Source organism: Cohaesibacter marisflavi (assembly GCF_963665895.2).
Lineage (GTDB): Bacteria > Pseudomonadota > Alphaproteobacteria > Rhizobiales > Cohaesibacteraceae > Cohaesibacter > Cohaesibacter marisflavi.
Window position 1 is genome coordinate 3,622,154 of the sequence record NZ_OY762534.1, and the last position, 17,635, is coordinate 3,639,788.

The 17,635-nt window shown below is 55.7% G+C and carries 10 protein-coding genes; 8 read left to right on the forward strand and 2 right to left on the reverse strand.

The features are described from left to right. Positions 1-37: 37 nt before the first annotated feature. Entirely contained in the window at positions 38-1,009 is a 972-nt protein-coding gene (locus tag ACKPCT_RS17215; RefSeq protein ID WP_319569434.1) for a quinone oxidoreductase family protein, read from the reverse strand. A 179-nt stretch (positions 1,010-1,188) separates the two neighbouring features. Between ACKPCT_RS17215 and ACKPCT_RS17220 the strand changes: the two genes are divergently transcribed. Beyond that, positions 1,189-3,513 (forward strand): ATP-binding protein, encoded by a 2,325-nt coding sequence (locus ACKPCT_RS17220; RefSeq protein WP_319567508.1) that lies wholly within the window; start codon positions 1,189-1,191, stop codon positions 3,511-3,513. Between the two features lie 279 nt (positions 3,514-3,792). Beyond that, positions 3,793-4,770 carry a GNAT family N-acetyltransferase gene (locus ACKPCT_RS17225; protein WP_244544685.1) on the forward strand — a complete coding sequence of 326 codons (978 nt, stop codon included), beginning with the start codon at positions 3,793-3,795 and terminating at the stop codon, positions 4,768-4,770. A gap of 107 nt (positions 4,771-4,877) precedes the next feature. Here ACKPCT_RS17225 and ACKPCT_RS17230 read toward each other — a convergent pair whose 3' ends face one another. Continuing rightward, the gene (locus ACKPCT_RS17230) at positions 4,878-7,166 is read right to left on the reverse strand and encodes an NADP-dependent malic enzyme (RefSeq protein ID WP_210186734.1); all 2,289 of its coding nucleotides are present in this window, start codon (positions 7,164-7,166) and stop codon (positions 4,878-4,880) included. Positions 7,167-7,499: 333 nt separating this feature from the next. Between ACKPCT_RS17230 and mutS the strand changes: the two genes are divergently transcribed. The 6 genes from mutS (at position 7,500) to ACKPCT_RS17260 (ending at position 17,606) form a co-directional block, all read left to right on the forward strand. Further along, positions 7,500-10,220, forward strand: a complete 2,721-nt coding sequence (mutS, locus tag ACKPCT_RS17235) for a DNA mismatch repair protein MutS (protein ID WP_407652426.1) — start codon at positions 7,500-7,502, stop codon at positions 10,218-10,220. A gap of 176 nt (positions 10,221-10,396) precedes the next feature. Continuing rightward, positions 10,397-13,186, forward strand: coding sequence for a [protein-PII] uridylyltransferase (locus ACKPCT_RS17240; protein WP_319567509.1), 2,790 nt, complete (start codon positions 10,397-10,399; stop codon positions 13,184-13,186). Between the two features lie 137 nt (positions 13,187-13,323). Beyond that, positions 13,324-14,883 carry a murein biosynthesis integral membrane protein MurJ gene (gene murJ, locus ACKPCT_RS17245; protein WP_090072529.1) on the forward strand — a complete coding sequence of 520 codons (1,560 nt, stop codon included), beginning with the start codon at positions 13,324-13,326 and terminating at the stop codon, positions 14,881-14,883. Positions 14,884-15,062: 179 nt separating this feature from the next. Beyond that, entirely contained in the window at positions 15,063-16,139 is a 1,077-nt protein-coding gene (gene trpS / locus ACKPCT_RS17250) for a tryptophan--tRNA ligase (RefSeq protein WP_090072527.1), read from the forward strand. Between the two features lie 200 nt (positions 16,140-16,339). Continuing rightward, positions 16,340-16,840, forward strand: coding sequence for a universal stress protein (locus ACKPCT_RS17255; RefSeq protein WP_319567510.1), 501 nt, complete (start codon positions 16,340-16,342; stop codon positions 16,838-16,840). Positions 16,841-17,051: 211 nt separating this feature from the next. After that, positions 17,052-17,606, forward strand: coding sequence for a NifU family protein (locus tag ACKPCT_RS17260; protein WP_319567511.1), 555 nt, complete (start codon positions 17,052-17,054; stop codon positions 17,604-17,606). Positions 17,607-17,635 lie beyond the last annotated feature (29 nt).

Sequence of the window (17,635 nt, forward strand, 5' to 3'; positions counted from 1 at the left end):
GCCCTCCCCTGCGATGACGATTGGGAAGGCTTGATCCTTATGGGATCAGTACCAGTGATCCGGTGGTTTTGCGGCTCTGCAAATCGATATGCGCCTTGGCCGCGTCGGCCAGCGCATATTCAGTCGGGTCGGCGATTTTGATGGCGCCGGAAGCAATCGCTGCGAAGAAATCATTGCTTGCCGCCTCAAGAGCGGCTCGCGTGGGAATGAAATGGCCCAAGGTCGGGCGGGTCACCATCAGGGACCCCTTGCTGGCCAGAATGCCCAGATTGACACCATCCACTGCGCCCGATGCATTGCCGAAACTGACCATCAGGCCACGTGGACGCAGGCAATCCAGACTGTCTTCAAAGGTATCCTTGCCGACACCGTCGAAGACCACTGGAAGCTTGGCACCATCAGTGATGGCCTTAACTCGTTCCGGAGCCGATTCGGTGCGGTAATTGATGACATGATCACAGCCCAGTGCCTTGACGAGATCGGCCTTTTCTTCCGAGCCGACCGTACCAATGACCGTAGCGCCTAGCGCTTTGAGCCATTGCACCGCAATCTGGCCAACGCCACCGGCTGCGGCATGGAAAAGCACTGACTCGCCCTGTTGTACCGGATAGATCTGGCGAATAAGATATTGCACCGTCAAACCCTTGAGCAAGCAGGATGCGGCCTGCTTTGCGGTGATGCTGGTAGGCAGAAGCACCGCCGTTGCGCCATCGATGATATTGTGGGTCGCATAAGAGCCGATGGGGCCGGAGCAATAGGCCACCCGATCACCCGCCTTCACATGCGCAACGCCGTCGCCAACCGCTTCGACCAATCCGGCAGCTTCGCCACCGAGCCCGGTTGGCATGGGCAGTTGATAAAGCCCCGAGCGGTGATAAGTATCGATGAAATTGACGCCAATCGCCTCATGGCGCACAAGGATCTGACCCGGCTTCAACTCTGGCAGATCGCGCTCCACAAGCTGCATCTGCTCGGGACCGCCATGGGCGTTGATTTCAATTCGCGTCATCTTGCTCATCAGATCCTCCGATCGTGATTTTGGTTTTTCTTGCCTGTAGTCTATGAAACTATGCCAGCGCCTCAAAATTGCAACGCCTTTTCTGTTTCTGGGTGGAGCTTTCAAGACACAGCAAGAATTTGGTCACCGCCTTATGTTAAAAGGGATCAAAGTCACAGCCGGAAGTTTATATGCCACATCCACGTACCTTGTTTGATCCCCCTGCCCGACATTTGGCCAGAGCCAGTTATGTTCTTATTCCTCTCGGGTTTCTCGGGTTTACGATCAGTGCCTTTGCACTGACACTGGGTGGTGTGTGGGTTTGGGCAGGTGCGTTTGGCTGGTTTCTTTGCGGCCTGTTGGGAGCAGTGCTTGCTTTGCGCACCGGAAGTCGACCCGGAATGTTGCCCGAAAAGGAAGAAACCCTGCGCGCCCAACTCGAACAGCTCGACATGGCCTGCGAGGGGCTGCTGGACCAGAATTGGGAATTGCGCGAAGCCGAGCAGAAATACAAGGCGCTGCTCAATCGGCAAGGTGACATCATTCTGCATCTGGATGAAAAGGGCGGCATCCTGTTTGCCAATGATCCTTTTAGCCAATATTTCGAAAGCGAATCGAAGCGCTCTCCCTTTAAGCCCGAGGCAAGTGGGGACGAAGAAGGAGATGCTGACAGCGCTAAAGACCATTGCACAGACCATAGCTTGGGACATGATCCACTTTGGGAGCGGCAGATAGAAACCCGGATTGGTCCGCGCTGGTTCCGCTGGACCGAGACGCTGGTGCGCTCGATCCATAAAGAGACCGGCACTCGTCTTGTCATCGCGCGCGATATAACGGCCTTTCGCGAAGTGGAAGCCGCCAGCGAAGCAAAATCCCGCTTTCTTGCCACCATCAGCCATGAAATGCGCACGCCACTCAATGGCATTATCGGCATGGCCAATCTGCTGGAATCAACACCCCTGTCATCGGAGCAGTCCAGCTACAGTCAGGCTTTGAGGCAATCGGGCACAGCGCTGCTGGCTCTGGTCAATGATGTGCTGGATCTGTCGCGCATCGAAGCAGGCAAGATGACGTTGACCTATGAATGGACCTCTCCAGCACGCCTGATGGAAGATGTGGTTGAGCTGCTTGCGCCCGATGCGCAGGAGAAAGGCCTGTCCGTAGCATCGTGGATCGGGGCCAATGTTCCAGACAAGCTGTTGATCGATCCGGTGCGTGTGCGGCAGATTCTGGTGAATCTTCTGGGCAACGCGATCAAATTCACCCCTGACGGGGCGGTCAATCTCTCCCTTTCCTGTGAATCTGAACCACAAGAAGGCGAAATGGTAACGCTCTTGATGTCTGTGCGCGACACCGGGCCGGGCATTGATGAAGAATTGCAAACGCGCCTGTTTGAGGAGTTCGAGCAAGCCGATACCACCCGCGCCCGCCAGCATGAGGGGTCGGGTCTTGGTCTGGCCATCTCCCGCAGGCTGGCCCGTATGATGGAGGGGGATATCGAGTTATCGAGCCTTCCGGGCAAAGGGTCAACCTTCACCCTGCATATTGAGGCAGCCTGGCTCAATGATGAAGGCGAAGAGGCCTCCTCGGATTCTCTTCCCATCAAGGACGCAACAAGCGCCCTTAACGGGCAAAGTCTGGTGGGTATCGACCTGACCAAGGCAGATGAACGCGCGCTCTTTTCCTATTGTCAGGACTGGGGCATGACCTTTCATTCCTTCACTCATGCGCAATGGAAAAGAGAAGGCGGCGCGCTGTCGCCGGACCATCTGCTGATCAATGGAGCCGAGCCGGACAAGGCCTCCGACATCATTGCCGACTTTGACCCGATGCGGGGTGGACGGCTGACACGCCCCCTGCCACGCAGCCGGATCATTCTGCTAGAGCCAAGTGAACGCAAGGTCATCCCGCAGATGCGCAACAGCGGTATCCTTGCCTATCTGGTCAAACCAATCAGGCAGCTCTCCTTGCAGCAGTCCCTGCTGGGCCATCCACATGGGCAGGATAGCAAGCAGTTGGATGACCTGATGACGGATCCTTCCAGCGTCCCGCAAGGCCCTGTCAGCAGCCCATCCACATCCGGGAAAAGTGTCCCGGTTTCTATACCAGGCCCAAAAGGCGGCGCAGATGGGGGGCGCGGCGAGCGCCTGCGCATCCTGCTGGTCGAGGATAACGAGATCAACGCGCTGCTGGCACGGACGGTTCTGGAAAAAGCTGGCATGGATGTCCATCTTGTCTCTTCGGGACAGGCCGCGCTTGATGCCTACAAGCAGAAACAGCCCTTCAAACTGGCTCTTCTGGATCTGCATATGCCAGATATGGATGGCTTGAGGCTCTTTGATGCCATGCAGGCTCAAGATGCAGCCAACGGGCGCTCCATTCCCAAGATTGCTTTTACCGCCGACGCCTTGCAGGAAACCAGAGAAACCTGCCTTTCCCGGGGCTTCAGCGCCTATATCGTCAAGCCGGTCCAGCCCGAAGATCTTGTCGAAATTATTCGAAGCGTGCTTGATTAAAAGCTCAAATGTCACAAAACTGTACTATAATTTCTTTACCCCTGCCGCAGAAAAGCGGCAGCTGTTGCTTCCTGTCTGAAAAGATTCGAAGCGTATTTGACCGTTGTTCATACAGTCTTTCGTTGAAGAAGCTGTATTAAATCAAATACCTGTTTTTTCGCCTGTGTTAGACGACACGGGCAGACAAAAGGCCTGCGAACAAGACAGGCTACCAATATTCGACAATTTAGCGCAGCGAATCACTCGCCCGGCTCTTGATCGTCTAGGAGGACGAACGTGATGGCCATGCAGGATAATCACAGCGATTGCGACCCTGAGAGGACGCAATGGCAAAATCCGCCTGTATTAAAGCCCAATTTGTCCAGCAAGCTGCTCGCGGCTTTGCGGCGCAATCGCCTGAGAGACGGCTATCCGATCAGCTCCAAGCCCATAACCCTTGGTCGCGTAGGCTCGCTTGAAATCCGCCTCGCCCAGACCGAGCGGGAAATACGCAAGGCCCAACGCCTGCGCTATAAAGTCTTCTACAAGGAGATGGCAGCCAAGCCGGATAGCCAGACCAAATTCACGCGCCGCGATGCAGATGCCTATGATGCGATCTGCGACCATCTTCTGGTGCTGGATCATGATTCACCCAAGAAAAAGTTCCGCCGGCTTGAGCCGCGCATTGTAGGTACCTACCGTTTACTGCGGCAGGAAATGGCCAATCTTTACGGCGGTTTCTATACGGCCTCAGAATTCAAAATCGGCTCCATTCTCGAAGCCCATCCGGATCGACGCTTTCTGGAGCTGGGGCGCTCCTGTGTGCTGAAGGAATATCGCACCAAGCGCACCATCGAACTGCTGTGGCAGGGCATCTGGGCCTATGTGCAGATCCACAAGATCGATGTCATGATCGGCTGCGCCTCCATTATGGGAACAGATCCCAAGGAGTTGGCAGAACCGCTGACATTCCTGTCCAAGCTGGGTAAGGCCCCTGAAGAATGGTCGGTTGATGCTTTGCCGCATATCAGCCTGCCCCTTGAGCAGATGGACCCGGCGGCCATCAATGACAAGGCCGCGTTGCGCCGCCTGCCTCCTCTGTTGAAGGCCTATATGCGCCTCGGCTGCTATTTCAGCAACAACGCCATGGTCGACCATCAGTTCGGCACCACCGATGTACTGATCATTCTGCCGCTGGAAAATATCGATACCAAATATATCGAGCATTACAGCACAACGAATGTCAAAGACGCAGTCGCCATGCATCAATTTCAGTAGAGGGCGCTGCTCCGCCACCTCGGGCAAAGCGGAATAGCAGATATACAAAAGGGAAGCATCAAGCTTGATGCTTCCCTTTCTTTTTTCATGTTGCAATCCGGGGGTAATCAAACACCCAGATTATAGGCGGCCAGTGCAGCCATGTTGACGATGTCGACATCCTTGGCTCCAAGTGGCAGAATCTGAACCGGCTTGTCCAGCCCCACCAGAAGAGGCCCCAAAATGGTAGCGCCACCGAGTTCCTGCAACATCTTGGTCGAAATGGATGCAGCGTGGAAGGCTGGCATCACCAGCACATTGGCAGCGCCGGACAGACGGCAGAAAGGATAAGCTTTCATCAAATCCGGATTGAGCGCCACATCTGCAGCCATTTCACCATCATATTCGAAGTCAACCCGGCGACGGTCCAGTATCTTGACCGCTTCGCGCATATTCTCCGACCGTTCTCCGGCCGGATGGCCGAAGGTCGAGTAGGCCAGCATGGCAACCCGAGGCTCGATACCGAGCTTGCGGGCGACACCGGAGGTTTCTTCGGCAATATCGGCCAGTTCCTGCGCTGTCGGCATTTCATTGACGGCCGTATCAGCCACCAGAACCGTACGCCCTTTACAAAGAGCGATGGTAACGCCGATCACCCGATGACCCGGATGCGGGTCAATGACCTTCTGTACATCTTCCAGCACAATGGAATAATTCCGCGTGACACCGGAAATCATCGCATCCGCATCCCCCATGGCAATCATGGACGCCGCGAAGATGTTGCGATCATTATTCACCATGCGTAAGCAGTCACGATGAAGATAACCCTGACGCTGCAAACGATGATAGAGATGTTCCGCATAGGCCTCACCCCGTTCGGAGAGACGCGCATTGACCACTTCAATGCCGGGGCGATTCAGGTCGATGCCTGATTCTTCTGCGGTTTTGAAGATCTGCTTATCACGTCCGACAAGGATCGCCGTGCCCAACTGATCGTTGGCAAAGGCAACCGCTGCACGGATGACCTGCTCCTCTTCCCCTTCGGTGAAAACAACCCGCTTGGGATTGCGGCGTACTTTGGAATAGACCCCCTGCAGGGTTGAAGCCAGCGGATCGCGTCTTGCATGAAGCTGTTGCGCATAGGCATCAAGATCGACAATCGGTTTGCGGGCAACGCCGGTTTCCATGGCCGCCTTGGCGACAGCCGGAGGAATGGTGCTGATCAGGCGCGGATCAAACGGCACCGGAATGATGTAATCCGGGCCGAATTTGGGTCGATTGCTACCCTGATAGGCACTCACCACTTCATCGGGTACGTCTTCCTGTGCCAACGAGGCAAGCGCACGGGCAGCCGCCACTTTCATTTCATCATTGATGCCGGTTGCCCGCACATCCAGCGCACCGCGGAAGATATAAGGGAAGCCCAGAACATTGTTGACCTGATTGGGATAATCCGACCGGCCCGTAGCGACGATAGCGTCAGGACGGGCTGACTTGGCTTCTTCCGGTGTGATTTCCGGATCCGGGTTGGCCATGGCAAAAATGATCGGCGACGGGGCCATTTCAGCCACCATATCCGGAGTCAACGCACCCTTGACCGATACGCCGAAGAACACATCAGCGCCTTTGAGGGCTTCTGTCAGGCTGCGCGCATCCGTGGGAACCGCGTGTTTTGATTTCCACTGGTTCATGCCTTCCTTGCGGCCTTCATAAATCGGGCCCTTGGTGTCGCAAAGAATGACATTCTCATGAGGAATGCCCATGGCCTTGACCAGCTCGATGCAGGCAATCCCCGCCGCTCCGGCGCCGTTGCAGACAACTTTGGTGTCCTTGAGTTCACGACCGGTCAGTTGCAGGGCATTGAGCAAACCGGCTGCGGCGATGATAGCCGTGCCATGCTGGTCGTCATGGAATACCGGAATATCCATGAGTTCCTTGAGCTGCTGCTCGATGATAAAGCATTCCGGTGCCTTGATATCTTCAAGGTTGATGCCTCCAAAAGAAGGCCCAAGATAGCGCACGGCGTTGATGAAATCATCCGGATCCGATGCATCGACTTCAAGGTCGATGGAATCCACATCGGCGAAGCGCTTGAACAGCACTGCCTTGCCCTCCATCACCGGCTTGGACGCCAGCGGGCCCAGATTTCCAAGACCAAGAATGGCCGAGCCGTTGGAAATCACGGCAACGATGTTGCCACGCGCCGTATAATCAAATGCGGTTGAGGGATCCTCTGCAATTGCTCGAACCGGAGCTGCGACGCCGGGCGAATAAGCCAGAGAAAGATCGCGTTGCGTTGCCATGGGTTTGGTTGCAACAATTTCGATTTTCCCCGGTCTGCCCTTCTGATGGAAGTCCAAGGCCTCCTCATCCGTCACAGTCACACTAATAATAGGGTTGTCCTGATCCACCTTCACTGTAGTCTCCAATCATTTTTGGTAGAGCTTTTTTGAAAAGCTTCTTATCCTTTGGCTACTCAGTCACACTTCGCACAAAAACAATCCTCCAGTATATGCGAATAATCAAAAATATGATTTTTGTTTATGACCGGTCGAATTCTCAAGAGCAATTGTAGGGGCCCTTCTGTCCATCGCCATAATAGGGTAAGCAGTTATTCACATTACACCTTCGGCTGAGGTGAAACAATTCGCCAAAATGGCTCAGTGCTGGCTCTCTTGCATATCCCTTGATAGATTGCCGCCGATTGGCACCTAAAGATTCGCGATTAACACGGAAGCACCAGATCATTCATGTCGAGCGCCGGGCAAGAAAAACCATCCTCAAAAGCATCTCCATCTGCAAAGGCTACGCCGATGATGGAGCAATTTATCGAGATCAAAACGGCCAATCCGGACAGCCTGCTGTTCTATCGTATGGGCGATTTCTACGAGCTTTTCTTTGATGATGCGCGCGAAGCGTCCCAAGCGCTCGGCATCACACTGACCAAACGCGGCAAGCATCTGGGGAAAGACATTCCGATGTGTGGCGTGCCGGTGCATGCGGCCGAGGGCTATCTGGAGCGGCTGATTGCCCTTGGCTACAAGGTGGCCGTTTGCGAGCAGACCGAAGATCCGGCGGAAGCCAAGAAACGCGGTGCAAAATCTGTGGTTAAGCGCGATGTTATCCGCCTGATCACGCCAGGTACCCTGACCGAAGACAGCTTGCTGGATGCGTCCAGTTCCAACTATCTGGCCGCCGTTGCCCGCGTTAAATCGGGCGATGAAGGGCAGCTTTATGGTCTTTCCTGGTTGGAACTTTCCACCGGCGATTATGGCGTTCTGGCGCTTGATCATCTGCGGCTGGGGGCAGAGCTTGCACGGATTGATGCGCGCGAGGTGATCATTGCCGATCACATGCTGATGGATGAAGACATCCGCCCACTGACGGACACACTGCGCGCCAGCTTCTCACCTGTCCCGCGCGCCTTCTTTGACGGGGCGACGGCTGAAGACCGATTGCTGGACTATTTCGGCCTCTCGACGCTGGATGGCCATGGTCATTATCAGCGTGTCGAGCTGATGGCTGCCAGTGCCATTCTCGCCTATGTCGAGAAGACCCAGCTTGGTGCACGACCTCCTCTCAACCCGCCGCAACGCGAACTTTCGGGCCGTACCATGGCGATTGATTCGGCGACGCGGGCCAACCTCGAACTGGTGCGTACGCTTTCGGGTGACAAGAAAGGCAGCCTGCTTTCCATCATCGACCAGACGGTCACCGGCGGCGGCTCACGCATGCTGGCGGCTCGTCTTTCTGCGCCGCTTGCGGAACTGGACCCAATTCTGGCACGGCAGGATTCGGTTGGCTGGTTCCTTGAAAATAGCTGGATACGCGAGGATCTGCTTGAAGATCTCAAGGCGGCACCGGATATGCCGCGCGCGCTTTCCCGGCTCGCCCTGGATCGTGGTGGCCCCCGCGACATGGGCGCCATCCGTAGCGGTTTCGCCACTGTTTTTGCTCTTATGGATCATCTGGCCTCCGCCCATACGGAAACGGCCCTGCCCAGCGAGCTTGCAAGCGCACAGGCCGCGCTTTCTGCCATGCCGCAAGAGCTCGGGCAACTTCTGAGCAATGCGCTGGATGATGAAATGCCACTGCAAAAGCGCGATGGCGGCTTTGTGCGTTCCGGCTATGACGAGAGCCTTGACGAGCTGCGCTCCCTGCGCGACGAAAGCCGTCGGGTGATTGCGTCGCTACAGGCCAACTATGCAGAGCAGACCGACATCAAGTCGGTGAAAGTCAAGCATAACAATGTGCTGGGCTATTTCGTCGAGGTCACGGCAAACAATGCCGACAGGCTGATGACGGCACCGCTGAATGAGACCTTCATCCATCGCCAGACTCTGGCCAATGCGGTGCGCTTTACCACCACGGAGCTCGCCGATCTTGAGGCACGCATCGCCTCTGCCGGTGCCAAGGTGGTGGCCATCGAGCTTTCCATATTTGATCAGCTGCGTGACGCGATCCTTGCCTCTCAAGACCTGATCAAGCAGGCTGCGCAGGCAATTGCCGTGTTGGATGTGTCCATCGCTCTGGCCCGCCTTGCCGAGGAGCGCAACTATTGTCGTCCGCGCGTGGATGGCAGCCTTGCCTTTGACATCCACAATGGGCGACATCCGGTCGTCGAGATCGCTCTACAGAAGGATGGCAGCGATCCCTTCGTCGCCAACGACTGCGACCTCAGCCCCAAGGACAGTCACCTGCATGGACGGATCTGGTTGATGACCGGCCCGAACATGGCCGGTAAATCGACCTTTTTGAGACAGAATGCGTTGATCGCCATATTGGCGCAGATGGGCTCGTTTGTTCCGGCTGACGCGGCACATATCGGCCTTGTCGACCGGCTTTTCTCTCGCGTTGGCGCTGCCGATGATCTGGCGCGTGGCCGCTCCACCTTCATGGTGGAAATGGTCGAAACCGCAGCCATTCTCAATCAGGCCGGGGAGCGTTCTCTGGTGATCCTTGATGAAATCGGGCGCGGCACGGCCACTTTTGACGGCCTCTCCATTGCCTGGGCGACCATAGAGAATCTGCATGAGGTCAATCGTGCCCGTGCTCTGTTTGCCACCCATTATCACGAGCTGACCGTGCTGCATGAAAAGCTGCCACGGCTCATCAATGCCACGGTGAAGGTCAAGGAATGGCAGGGGGATGTGGTGTTCCTGCATCAGATCGTGCCCGGTGCAGCGGACCGCTCTTATGGTATTCAGGTTGCCAAGCTGGCGGGCCTGCCCGATGGGGTCATTGCACGTGCCCGCGACGTGCTGCAGCATCTGGAAGAAGGAGACCGCCAGTCACCGGCGGCTACCATCGATGATCTGCCGCTCTTTTCGGTATCCATGCAGAAGCAGGAGCTGGTCGAAGCGGAGCCGGATGCCTTGAGGGATACGCTACAAGTGATCGATCCGGATGATATGAGCCCGCGTGAAGCCCATGAGGCGCTTTACAAGCTCAAGGCCCTGCTTCAGGGTTAAGAGGGCGGCAGGCGGACAGTCAGACGCATAAGTCCGGCTTTTCCCTGTATGCTCTCATTTGCGCTTCATTGCGCCTATATTATAGTAAATACAGAGATATTTTGGCCAATTTAACCAGAAATCAAATCTATTTGTGCCATGGATGCCGTTAGCGGAAAGAGACAAGGCGAAAAAACATGATCATTGCCCCCCAGAATGACGGTCTGATTGACTTTGATGCCACCAAGGCGAAACTGGAACAAATTGTTGTCGAGCATGGGGGAGATGCTTCCGACTTCAAGACAAGAGCCGAGATACTGCAGCTTTTCAAGGATGTCTTGCAGAAGGGGCGCGCCCGAGCAGAAACCCTGCTGAATGAAGATGGTCTTGGCATCCTGTGTGCCATTCGTCTCTCCTATCTGGAAGATCAGATCATCACGCTGATCTATCGCTTTGCCATTGAGCATGTCTATCCGGCTGAAAATCCTTCTTCTTCCGAGCATCTGTCCGTGGTGGCCGTGGGCGGCTATGGCCGCGCCACTCTTGCGCCCCATTCCGATATCGACCTTTTGTTTTTGCTACCCTACAAGCAGACGCCTTGGGGCGAGAGTGTCGTTGAATATATTCTCTATATGCTGTGGGATCTGGGCCAGAAGGTTGGCCATGCCACCCGCACGCTGAATGAGTGCGTGCGCCTGTCGCGCAGCGACATGACGATCCGCACCGCGATCCTTGAAGCCCGCTTCATTGATGGCGAGAAAAAGCTCTATGATGAGCTGATCGAGAAGTTCGACAAGGATGTGCTGCGCAACACTTCAGCCGAATTCATTGCGGCCAAGCTGGCCGAACGCGACGCCCGCCATAATCAGCAGGGCAATTCGCGCTATATGGTCGAACCCAATATCAAGGAAGGCAAAGGCGGCCTGCGCGATATCCAGACCCTGTTCTGGATCGGGCAATATGCCTATCGCGTGCGCCGCGCCCGCGCGCTGATCAAGGCGGGGGTTTTCACCGAAGAGGAATATAACCGCTTCAAGAAGGCCAACAACCATCTCTGGACCGTGCGCTGTCATTTGCATTTCTTGACAGATCGGCCGGAAGAGCGTCTCTCGTTCGATGTACAGCGCGAGCTTTCCACGCGCCTTGGCTATCGCAAGCGCCCCGGACAGAACGGGGTCGAACGCTTCATGAAGCATTATTTCCTTGTTGCCAAGGAAGTGGGCGAGATCACACGTATTTTCTGCTCGGCGTTGGAAGAGGATTTCGGACAATCCGCGCCGGGCATCAATCGCTTTTTTGCCGCCATTCCGATTCCTTCTCCGTTCAAGCGACGCAAGGTGCGCAATGCAGAAGGGTTCCTCATCGATCACGGGCGCATTTCCGTGGAGAGTGCGGAGACATTTACGTCAGATCCGCGCAATCTTCTCAAGATTTTCGAGTTGGCCGATCGGGAGAATGTGTCTTTCCATCCTGATGCTATGCAGGCCATTCATCGCAATCTCAATCTCATCGACAATGATCTGCGCAATGATCCCGAGGCCAATGCCATATTCCTGCGTATTCTTACCTCGCGCAATGACCCCGAAAGCATCCTGCGTCGCATGACCGAATCCGGCGTTCTGGGCAAGTTCATTCCCGAATTTGGTCGCATCGTCGCGATGATGCAATTCAACATGTATCACCATTATACGGTGGACGAGCATTTGTTGCGTGCAGTGGGCATCCTCTCGGAGATTGAAAAGCAGGAGCTGGGCGATGAACATCCGCTGGCCCATGATTTCGTGCTCGATATCAAAGACCGCCTTGTGCTTTATGTCGCGGTGTTCCTGCATGACATCGCCAAAGGCCGTCCGGAAAGCCACTCCACCGCTGGCGCCAAGGTGGCGCTGGAGCTTTGCCCGCGCCTGGGGCTGACCGAAGAACAGACCGAACAGGTTTCCTGGCTGGTGCTGGAACATCTGACCATGAGTCAGGTTTCCCAGTCGCGCGATCTATCCGACCGCAAGACCATTCTCGACTTCTGCGCCGTGGTGCAAACCATGGAACAGATGCGCATGCTGCTGATTCTGACCATTGCCGATATCAAGGCCGTTGGGCCGGGTGTCTGGAACGGCTGGAAGGGACAATTGCTGCGCACGCTTTATTCTGAAGCCGAACCGATTTTGACTGGCGGCCATTCGCAGAAGAGCCGCGATGCGCGCGTCGCTGCCATGAAGGAGCGTGTCGCGTCGCGCCTCTCCGACTGGAATGCAGCCGACGTCGAAAATTACCTCAATCTGCATTACGAAGCCTATTGGTCGCGCACCGACGTGGACAGCGCGGTGGAACATGCCGAGTTGATCCGTCAGGCCGACAAGGAAAACCAGAAGGTCGCCACGGCCATCAAGCCTTACGAATTCGAAGGCATCACCGAAATCACGATACTGGCGCCAGACCATCCGCGCCTGCTGTCCATGATTGCTGGTGCCTGCGCCGCAGCGGGGGCCAATATTGTTGATGCCATGGTCTTCACCACCACTGACGGGCGAGCGCTGGATACCATCCTGATCAATCGCGAATTCGATGAAGATCGTGACGAACGCCGTCGGGCCAACCGGATCGTTGATCTGCTGGTGCAGGTGCTCAAGGGCGAAACCCGCCTGCCACCTCTGGTCAAACAGAAAGAAGGGCACAAGAAGCGCTTCAAGACCTTCCGGACCAAATCCAAGGTTTCCGTCAACAATGAGCTTTCCAACCGATCAACGGTTGTCGAGGTCGAAGGCATGGATCGCTCGGGGCTGCTATCCACCCTCACGCGAACCCTATCTGCGCTCAATCTCGATATAGCCTCGGCGCACATCACCACCTATGGTGAGCGCATTGTGGATGCTTTCTATGTGACAGACCTGACGGGGGCCAAAATCACCAACCCCGACCGCAAAAAAGCCATCGAAGAGCGCATGATGGAGGCCTTGACGGGCAAACCCAAGGAAGAGCCCAAGCGATAAATTCGTTTCATGGGCTCCTTGGGCTATCTGAAAACAAGCTGTTGCCAGCCCTAGGATTGGCATTGATTGTGCCCTCAAGCGCACTATAAGTGCTTTCGGCTGGCTCCTTTGTCAGCGGAATTGCGGAAGGATAAGGCATGTCGATGCTGAAGAATTTCGCCACCGTCGGGGTGGCAACGCTTGCAAGCCGTGCGTTGGGCTTTGTCAGGGATATATTGATCGCTGCCAGCCTCGGCTCGGGGCCTGTCGCCGATGCCTTCTTCGTGGCCTTCCGCCTGCCGAACCTGTTTCGCCGCCTCTTTGCCGAAGGGGCGTTCAACTCGGCCTTCATTCCCATTTTTGCAGGCTCCCTACAGGAAGACGGACCGCAGGGCGCGCGGCGCGTGGCCGAAGAAATTCTGGCTGGCCTGCTTTTTGTGCTACTGATCTTCACGGCGCTATCAGAGCTGGCCATGCCATGGATGATCCATATTCTGGCACCGGGCTTTAACGAAGATCCGAGCAAATTCGACCTAGCCGTTGTGCTGACGCGGATCACCTTTCCCTATCTTTTATGCATGTCGGTGATTGCCTTTCTTTCGGGCATTCTCAATTCCCTCGGCCGCTTTGCTGCAGCCGCCTTTGCGCCGGTATTGCTCAATGTGGTGCTGATTGGCACCCTTATGCTGATCCTGTTGGTCAAGGCGGAAAACGGAGCCACGGCCGGATATTTTCTGGCATGGGGTGTGTTTGTTGCCGGCTTTGTGCAGTTGGCCGCTCTTGTCTGGGCGCTCCTGCGCTCTGGCTTCGGTTTGCATCTACGCCGACCGGCCTATACGGCCAATGTCAAGAAACTGCTCAAACTGGGCGTTCCGGGCATCGTTGCGGGCGGGGTGACACAGCTCAATATCACCATCGGCACCATCATCGCGTCCTTTCAGGCGGGTGCGGTGTCCTATCTCTATTATGCCGACCGCATTTATCAGCTGCCGCTTGGTGTGGTGGGGATCGCCATCGGCGTAGTGCTGCTGCCGGACCTGACGCGCAAGGTCAGAGCGCAGAATGAAGCTGCGGTGGATCATGCCCAGAACCGGGCAATGGAATTTGCCATGTTCCTGACGCTGCCCGCAGCTGTCGCACTGGCCGTTGTGCCCGGACCGATCATCGAAGTGCTGTTCCAGCGCGGCCAGTTCACCGAGCATACCACCAGCATGACGTCCATGGCACTGGCAGCCTATGCTTTCGGCCTGCCCGCCTTCGTGCTCAACAAGGTGCTGTCGCCGGGCTTCTTTGCACGCGAAGATACCAAAACTCCAATGAAATTTGCCACCGTTGGCATGATTATCAATGTCGGTGGTTCACTTCTGCTGTTCCCCTTCTTCCAGCATGTGGGCATCGCCGTAGCCACAACGAGTGCTGGCTGGATCAACACGCTGCTGTTGGGCATCACGCTCTGGCGCAGAGGTCATTTTCATGCTGATGCTCTTCTGATCAAGCGCCTGATCATGTTTTCCCTTTCTTCCCTTATCATGGGTGGCGGGATTTACTGGCTAGCCGATTATCTCGCCCCCTGGTTCGACGCCCCGCTGCTGGCAACGCGGATCGGCGCGCTGGCAGCGCTCGTCGGTGCGGGGATGGCATTGTTTCTCATCGCCGCGATTGGCACTGGCGCCTTCTCTCTTTCCGAGTTCAAAAACCGCCTTCGCCGTAAAGGATGACGACAAAACGGTTATCGGTTGCAGGAATTGTCTTGCATCCGCCCTGCTCTTGTCCGATAACGCCCGAAGCCGCATTGGTCCCGCCGCGCTCATCTGACGTGGAATATGTGACAGTGCGGCGTCTTTTTAACCTCCCCCTCGCGCTTCCAACCGCCTGGGCAACATCACGAGGATTGATCATGGCCATTTTCGAGCCACGCGTTTTCTCCGGCATTCAGCCATCGGGCAACCTGCATCTGGGCAACTATCTTGGTGCCATCACTCGCTTTGTCGAGTTGCAGTCGTCCTACAATTGTATTTTCTCTGTCGTTGACATGCATGCAATCACCGTTACGCAAGACCCTGAAGGGTTGATGCGTCGCACCCGCGAAGTGACTGCAGGCTTTCTCGCTTCGGGCATCGACCCGGAGAAGCATATCGTGTTCAACCAGAGCCGTGTTTCCGCCCATGCCGAACTGGGCTGGATCTTCAACTGCGTGGCACGGATGGGTTGGCTCAACCGCATGACCCAGTTCAAGGATAAAGCAGGCAAGAACCGGGACAATGTGTCCACCGGACTGTTTGTTTATCCCAACCTGATGTCTGCCGATATTCTGGTTTACAAGGCCACGCATGTGCCAGTTGGTGAAGACCAGAAGCAGCATGTAGAACTGTGTCGCGACACCGCGCAGAAATTCAACGTCGATTATGCAGAGCGCATCGCTGCGCTGGGCTATGGCGTGGAGAATGTTGGTCGTAACGAGACAACCGATCCAGAACAGGTCTTCTTCCCGATGACCGAACCGCTGATCGGCGGCCCGGCACCGCGTGTGATGTCCCTGCGTGATGGTACCAAGAAGATGTCTTCTTCGGATGCATCGGACAAGGCACGCATCAACATGACCGATGATGCCGATGCGATTGCCCTCAAGATTCGCAAGGCCAAGACGGACCCCGAAGCGCTGCCAAGCGAGTTGGATGGTCTTACCGGCCGCGCCGAGGCTTCCAACCTTGTCGGCATCTATGCTGCACTCTCGGGCAAAAGCAAGGCTGACGTTCTGGGCGAGTTTGGCGGAGCGGAATTCTCCACCTTCAAACCGGCTCTTATCGATCTGTCGGTCAGCAAGCTGTCTCCGATTACCGACGAAATGCGTCGCTTGATGGACAATCCTGATCATATTGATGCCGTGTTGGCAAAGGGGGCCGAGAAGGCCGCCGTTATTGCCAATCCGGTCCTTAATCAGGTCAAGGATATCGTCGGCTTCATTCGCAGCTGACCGGACCATTTCAAATTCATTTCGGAACCGGAATTAAAATCTCATACACCCGGCAACCAGCGGATTGGTCGCCGGGTTGTTTTTTGCCGCAGAACTTGGTCTACTTACGCAATGGTCTTTAGGCGGGGTGTCCCTTAAAGGCTGGGCAGTTCGCAAAGGTGCCTCTTGCCCAAAGAGGCGCGACATGGCAGGGTCATTTCATGATTATGAAACGCACAATTCACGATGAAGGTCACACCCGAAAGTTTCTTGTCGTTGTCGACGACACGGAGGAATGTGACCGCGCCATAACCTATGCAACCTACCGTGCGGCTGCGACCGGCGGAGCATTGGTGATGATGGTGGCTATCGAGCTAGAACATTTCAATCATTGGCTCGGCGTGAAAGAAATCATGCTTGCCGAAGCCCATGAAGCCGCTCACGAGCGGCTGGCAGAATATAAAGAGCGCGTGGAAGAAATCGCTTCTGTACCCACTGAATGTGTTGTGCGTGATGGCAAGGTGGCTGAGCAGATTACGGCCCTGATCGAGGAAGACAAGGATATCGGCATTCTGGTATTGGCCGCTGCTGTTGGCGCCAAGGAAGGGCCTGGTCCGCTTGTTTCTTCCATTTCCAGTCAATCGGGCAAATCCTCGTTTCCCTTGCCGGTCACCATCGTGCCCGGCGATCTATCGGATGACGATATCAAGGCCATCTGTTAGAAATCAGGACCTCAGGCCGATAGAATGCCGGTCTTTGGCGCCAGCTTTTGACGCGCGCCTTGAAGATCGCGGTGAAACCCATATCTAAAGCAGAAATGCTGGACGTCGGAAAAGTGTTTAACTTTTCGATTGTTCGCCGACCATAATAGCATATATGATGGGGAGCAGCGCATGAGAGTGATTGCGACGCCATGCTCCAAAAGGAAACCGTATGTTTATTCAGACCGAAGCAACCCCCAATCCCGCGACCCTGAAATTCCTTCCCGGTAAGGTTGTTCTGGAATCGGGCACCATGGATTTCCGTTCCGCCAGTGAAGCAACAGCCTCGCCTCTGGCCGAGAAGCTGTTTACGATCGATGGTGTGGAAGGCGTGTTTTTCGGGTTCGATTTTGTCTCCATTACCAAGGGCGATACCGATTGGCAGCACATCAAGCCGGCCATTCTAGGCGCTATCATGGAGCATTTTATGTCTGGCGCGCCGGTGATCAAGCAAGAGGAAGCCGAGCAGCTGGGCGGCGAAGATTTTGATGAAGCCGACGCCGATATCGTGGCAACGATCAAGGAATTGCTCGATACCCGCGTGCGCCCTGCTGTGTCTCAGGATGGTGGTGACATCACCTTCCACGGCTATCGCGACGGAGTGGTCTATCTGACCATGCGCGGTGCCTGCGCCGGATGCCCTTCGGCGACAGCCACACTGAAACATGGCATCGAGAATCTCTTGCGCCATTTCCTTCCTGACGTGCAGGAAGTCAAGCAGGTTTAATCCCGACCTGCTTCCCCCTTGAAAGACTA

Bases quoted from the DNA above. Each gene is read 5' to 3' on its own strand.
- ACKPCT_RS17255 (WP_319567510.1), top strand. From the start codon at position 16,340: ATGATTATGAAACGCACAATTCACGATGAAGGTCACACCCGAAAGTTT.
- ACKPCT_RS17225 (WP_244544685.1), top strand. From the start codon at position 3,793: ATGGCCATGCAGGATAATCACAGCGATTGCGACCCTGAGAGGACGCAA.
- ACKPCT_RS17220 (WP_319567508.1), top strand. From the start codon at position 1,189: ATGCCACATCCACGTACCTTGTTTGATCCCCCTGCCCGACATTTGGCC.
- mutS (WP_407652426.1), top strand. From the start codon at position 7,500: ATGTCGAGCGCCGGGCAAGAAAAACCATCCTCAAAAGCATCTCCATCT.
- ACKPCT_RS17240 (WP_319567509.1), top strand. From the start codon at position 10,397: ATGATCATTGCCCCCCAGAATGACGGTCTGATTGACTTTGATGCCACC.
- ACKPCT_RS17215 (WP_319569434.1), bottom strand. From the start codon at position 1,009: ATGACGCGAATTGAAATCAACGCCCATGGCGGTCCCGAGCAGATGCAG.
- ACKPCT_RS17260 (WP_319567511.1), top strand. From the start codon at position 17,052: ATGTTTATTCAGACCGAAGCAACCCCCAATCCCGCGACCCTGAAATTC.
- murJ (WP_090072529.1), top strand. From the start codon at position 13,324: ATGTCGATGCTGAAGAATTTCGCCACCGTCGGGGTGGCAACGCTTGCA.
- trpS (WP_090072527.1), top strand. From the start codon at position 15,063: ATGGCCATTTTCGAGCCACGCGTTTTCTCCGGCATTCAGCCATCGGGC.